General features: G+C 63.6%; 4 protein-coding genes. 2 read left to right on the top strand and 2 right to left on the bottom strand.

Going from position 1 to position 5,193, the window contains the following annotated elements; all coding sequences use genetic code 11:
- Positions 1–137 precede the first annotated feature (137 nt).
- On the bottom strand, positions 138–416 hold the full coding sequence (locus tag IBX53_RS14400; RefSeq protein ID WP_290910555.1) for a hypothetical protein: 279 nt from the start codon (positions 414–416) through the stop codon (positions 138–140).
- 8 nt (positions 417–424) lie between these two features.
- Positions 425–1,294, bottom strand: coding sequence for a YafY family protein (locus IBX53_RS14395; protein WP_290910553.1), 870 nt, complete (start codon positions 1,292–1,294; stop codon positions 425–427).
- A gap of 154 nt (positions 1,295–1,448) precedes the next feature.
- On the opposite strand from IBX53_RS14395, the gene cas3 reads away from it, so the two are divergent.
- Positions 1,449–4,154 carry a CRISPR-associated helicase Cas3' gene (gene cas3, locus IBX53_RS14390; protein ID WP_290910550.1) on the top strand — a complete coding sequence of 902 codons (2,706 nt, stop codon included), beginning with the start codon at positions 1,449–1,451 and terminating at the stop codon, positions 4,152–4,154.
- On the top strand, positions 4,141–5,193 hold a 1,053-nt coding region (gene casA / locus IBX53_RS14385), incomplete at its 3' end, for a type I-E CRISPR-associated protein Cse1/CasA (RefSeq protein ID WP_290910548.1). The genes cas3 and casA, both read left to right, overlap by 14 nt.

Raw genomic sequence — 5,193 nt, 5'->3', positions numbered from 1 at the left:
CCATGCCATACCTCCTGTCGTCGTGGAGGCCATATCCTGGCCCAGCTCAAGGGGCGAATTCCACACCCAACGACGAAGAGCCCAAAAAAGCAGGTGGCCGATGACTGCTCCCTTGTTCGGCTGGGCTTTCCGGTATTTCACAAGAGACTCTTCGAGATCTGCCAAAGCCGTGATGACAGCTTGGCATATTGGCCTTCCGTCATTCCCCAGGCGCTGCGCACTTTCGGGGCGGGTATTTCATTGGAGGCGGTGCGCACCTGGCGGCCGATCAACAGCCAGTCGCGGTTGAGGATCGCGACAACCTGCATGATCTGCTCTTCCAGCTGCCCCTCGTCGGCGAGCCCAGTGGGGCGAAGCTTACGCGGCGGCTCGCCGGCGCTGTCCGCCAGTTTCCAGATGCCCTGTTCGATGGCCATGGTGGCTCCTAGCTCCAGTGTATCCAGGGTGTCAGGGCCTGTGCGTTGGCAATCTCGACCTGCTGGGCCCGCGGTTCGGTTTCCACATGATGGGGGTTCATGCCCAGCTCGCGCAGCGCATAGAGCACCAGCGGGCCCCGGCATGACAGGGTGAGTTCGCCTTCGTCCATCCCGTAGTCCGCAGCGATCAGAGCCCTTTCCCGGGATGGCAAGCGCCTGTCGGGGATCAGGCGTACTTCGACCCGTGTATGCCAGTCCTCATCCTTGGCAAGCCCATGATCGCCCAGCATGTCGCCACATGGCTCCGGCACGCTGCGGAAGCGGCTCAGCACGAAGTCCCGGTAGTCGCGATGCTTCTCGCAGAAGGCTCGCACATGCCAGCGCCCCGCCGCGAACACCAGTGTATGCGGCACGATGATCCTGTCTTCCCCCGTGGGGCTGGTGAAGGAGGCGTAGGTAACCTCCAGGCGTTGCCCTTCGCGGGAGGCCTTGACTACCTGCCGCACGACCTGTGGTGACACCACACGGCTCGGCATCGGCAGCGCCTCGGTGTTCGCCGCGCCGAGCCCCAGGCCTGTGAACGGTGATGCCAGCTGCTGGTGGGTGCCCAGCAGATGTAGGTACTCCTCGACCCGACCTTGGGTGAAGGAAGGAACGAATCGCTCGGTGGGCAGGAAGCCCTTGCGCGACTCGTCATAGGCCAGGTTCCCGGGGATCCGTTCTCGATAACGTCGCAGCACCTTCTGCGCCTGCTGGCGCCCGATGCCGAAGGCTTCGCCGATCTGCGAGGCCACCACCCGGCCTTCCCACAGCGCCAGGATCTCGATCAGACGATAGCGGGCCAGGGTGTCCCAAGTCGCTGCCATGGCATCGAGCATCGATGTTCTCCTTCCTTGGTTGTCGGCCGAGGTCCATGAATGGCCAGAGCCATGACCGGGCTGAAGAATATGCTGGATGAACGCTCAGGCGTGGCATAGTCGGATTAAGAATGTTTGTATGGTGGTGGAGTCGCAACGGGCTGGGGAGACAGGGATGTCGTATTACCTCTACTGGGGCAAGGCAAAACCGTCAGACGAAGGCAATAGCTGCCACCTGCTGCCCTATCACAGCCTGGATGTGGCTGCTGTCGGCTGGTATCTGCTTGCTCCCGACCGGCCTTTGGCACAATGCCTTTCCCATCAGTTGGATCTCTCGCCCGAGGCCTTGCGTCGTCTCCTCGTCTTCCTGCTCGGGCTGCATGACCTCGGCAAGTTTTCTCGTGCCTTCCAGAGCCTAGCCAGGCCGGCAGATCCCGATCTTGTCCCCCCGATCAAGCAGATGGCCTATACCGAGCGCCATGACCGGCTGGGAGCCCTGCTGTGGCAATCATGCTGGATCGAGTGGTGGCGGGATGGTGTCCTGGGTGGAGATGGAGAATTGCCACCACGGCGTGAACGCCGCCAATTGGCTGACGGCCTGCGCGCCTTGCTGGCGCCGATGTTTGGCCATCACGGTCAGCCGGTGGACGCCGGGCAGCTGAATGCGGATCAGTTCTTCGGCGATGACGAGCATGCGTCCGATAAAGAGGTCGCTCGCAGGTTCGTTGCCGATTGGGTCATGCTCATCGAGTTCGAGTTGCCACTCGACAAGCTGGTCTCTGTGGAGTGGCGTGAGATCTTCCTGACCTTGAGTTGGACGGTCGCCGGCTGGGCGACCCTCAGTGATTGGCTGGGCTCGAATCGCGACCATTTCGCCTACTGCCAGAAGGCGATGCCGCTGGCCGACTATTGGCCGATCGCGCTCGATCGTGCCGACCGCGCGCTTATGGAAACAGGGTTTGCCCAGCCTCCCGAGCCGGTGCCCTATGCCGGGCTGGCCAGCTGGTTTGAAGGCCAGTCGATTACGCCGACCCCGTTGCAGCGTGAGGCCGAGATCCTCGCGCTCGGCGATGGCCAGCAACTCTTCATCCTCGAAGACGTGACCGGCGCCGGCAAGACCGAAGCGGCCTGCATCCTCGCTCAGCGGCTGCTGGCGGCCGGGCATGGTGAGGGGCTCTATTTCGCCCTGCCGACCATGGCCACCTCCAATGCCATGTATGAGCGACTCGGCCACCTGCATCGGCGCTTCTATACCGAGGCGTCGAGACCTTCCTGCGTGCTGGCCCACGGCGCTCGCGAACTGAACGATACCTTCATGAAGGCGGTGGCCGCCGAGCAGCCGGAAGATCGGGACTACGCCGATGACGACATGACGGCCACCACGCGCTGCAACCGTTGGCTGGCCGATTCGCGCAAGAAGTCGCTGCTGGCTGACGTGGGCGTCGGCACCATCGACCAGGCGCTGATGGGACTGCTGCCGTTTCGGCATCAGTCGCTGCGCCTCTATGGCCTGGCTCGCAAGGTGCTGATCGTCGATGAGGTGCATGCCTACGATCACTACATGCAGACCCTGCTCAATCAGCTGCTGGCCCATCATGCCCGCCAGGGCGGCAGCGCCATCCTGCTCACGGCCACCATGCCAGTCGCCATGCGTGAGGCTCTGGCCTCGGCATGGCGTGGAGGCTTGGGAAAGCAGCCAGTCGCGCTCCAGGAAGATGCCTTCCCGCTTTTGACCCAGGTCGGCGATGACCTGGAACGTGAAACCCCTTTGGCCACTCGACCCGAGGTGTCTCGAGAGGTGGGCATCGACTGGCTGGCTAACGAGGAGCAGGCCCTCGACATCGTGATGGCGGCGGTCGAGGCGGGGGAGTGTGTCGCCTGGGTGCGCAACACCGTGGACGATGCCATTCGCGCCTATGAACAGCTATGCCAGCACCATCCTGACCCCGAGCGCTGCCTGCTGTTCCATAGCCGCTTCGCGATGGTGGATCGCCAGCGTATCGAGTCGGATGTCATTGAGCGATTGGGCAAGGCATCAACCCCCGACCGGCGCCGCGGCCAGGTACTGATCAGCACCCAGGTCTTCCAGGAGTCCCTGGACTGTGACGTGGATCTCATGATCAGCGATCTCGCCCCCATCGACCTGCTGATCCAGCGCGCTGGGCGGCTGCAGCGCCATGTGCGCGGCCCACGCCGTGCGCCCGTGCTGTCCGTATTGGCGCCGGAGTGGAGTGATGAACCGGATGCCCAGTGGCTAAAGCGAGCTCTGCCCGGCACCCAGGCGGTCTACCGCGACACTTCCCTGCTGTGGCTGACCCAGCGTGTGCTGCGCGAGCTTGGCGCGATCCGAATGCCTGACGAGGCGCGCCTTTTGATTGAAGGCGCCTATGGCCTGGTCGCCGATCTGGTACCTGATGGCTTGCAGGAGGCGAGATGGGAGCAGCGCGGCATGCAGGGGGTGGCCGTCTCGATGGCCAACTTCAACGCCCTGTCACTCGAGCGGGGTTATCTCCGCCAACCGGAGATCGATCAGTGGCAGGAGGAGCTGGAGATTGGCACGCGCCTGGTCGATGAACCGACGCTCAACGTCGCATTGCTCAAGTGCACGGCCGATGACGAGCTGACGTTATGGGTCGAGGGCGAGCGCCACGCCGCCATGCTCAGCCAGGTCAAGCTTCGCCAGAGCCAGGCGGAGAAGCTGGCGGACTTGCCGGTCGGTTTCCAAGCCAAGTGGGAAGCCTTGCAGGAGCACTACAAGGCGCTGCGCTTCACCCGGCCCTGGCTGGTCGAGGCCGATACCGCCTGCGCCTACGACGCCCAGTGGGGGGTGAGGTTTTCATCGAACACGGATAATCAGGGAGACGGACGTGAATCTGCTTAACGCTCCATGGCTGCCTTTCCGCACCAGAGAAGGGGCCATCGACTATCGGCCGCCCACCGCGGTGGCCGATCCCGAGATCGTCGATCTCGCACTTCCTCGAGCCGACTTCCAGGGCGCCGCCTACCAGTTTCTGATCGGCCTGTTGCAGACCTCGCTGCCGCCACAGGACCTAAGCGACTGGCTGGATCGCTTTCTCGAGCCACCCGGCAAAGATGAGCTGGAAGCCCTCTTCGCCCCCTTCGCCGCTGTCTTCGAGCTAGATGGCGATGGGGCGCGCTTCATGCAGGACCTCGACCCGCTTGAAGACATCAAGGAGACCACAGTTAGCGGCCTGCTGATCGATTCACCTGGAGCGAACGGCATCAAGAACAACACCGACTTCTTCGTGAAGCGTGGACGTGTCGAGGCGATGTGCGAAGACTGTGCGGCTCTTGCCCTGTTCACCATGCAGATCAATGCCCCGGCTGGCGGGGCGGGTATTCGCGTCGGCCTGCGAGGCGGCGGACCGCTGACTACGCTGGTATTGCCAGAAGCGGCCGACGCCAGCCTGTGGTTCAGGCTATGGGGGAATATCGTGACACCCAGGGCGCTGACCCGTTCCGGACAGTCATGGCAGCCTCCACGAGTCGATGACGACAGCCTCTTCCCGTGGATGGCGCCGACTCGGGTCAGCGACAAGAAAGGCACCGAGGTGCTGCCCGAGAGCATGCATCCGCTGCATCCCTACTGGTCCATGCCGCGACGCTTTCGACTGGTGTTCGAGGACGAGCCGTGCCGCTGCGATCTCTGCGGCCGCGAAGTCGCGCACGCCGTGCGTCGCATCCGCGCCAAGAAGCAGGGGGTCAACTACGACGGCCCCTGGCTGCATCCGCTGACTCCCTATCGCCGTGACCCCAAGAAGCCCCAGGAGCCGCCTCTGTCCACTAAGGGCCAGCCCGGCGGCCTGGGCTATCAGCACTGGTCGAACCTGGTGCTGCAGGATGCCGAAGACAGTGGTTCGCTGCCCGCCCTAGCGGTACAGGACTACGTCTCGCAGAAG

The organism is Halomonas sp., from assembly GCF_014859505.1.
Classification (GTDB): Bacteria; Pseudomonadota; Gammaproteobacteria; order Pseudomonadales; family Halomonadaceae; genus Halomonas.
The sequence above is the reverse complement of the archived record's forward strand: the minus strand, read 5'-3'. Positions and strand labels throughout refer to the sequence as shown.

What these genes read in the sequence shown, in the direction of transcription:
- IBX53_RS14395 (WP_290910553.1), bottom strand. Translation starts at nt 1,294, where the DNA reads ATGCTCGATGCCATGGCAGCGACTTGGGACACCCTGGCCCGCTATCGT.
- cas3 (WP_290910550.1), top strand. Translation starts at nt 1,449, where the DNA reads ATGTCGTATTACCTCTACTGGGGCAAGGCAAAACCGTCAGACGAAGGC.
- IBX53_RS14400 (WP_290910555.1), bottom strand. Translation starts at nt 416, where the DNA reads ATGGCCATCGAACAGGGCATCTGGAAACTGGCGGACAGCGCCGGCGAG.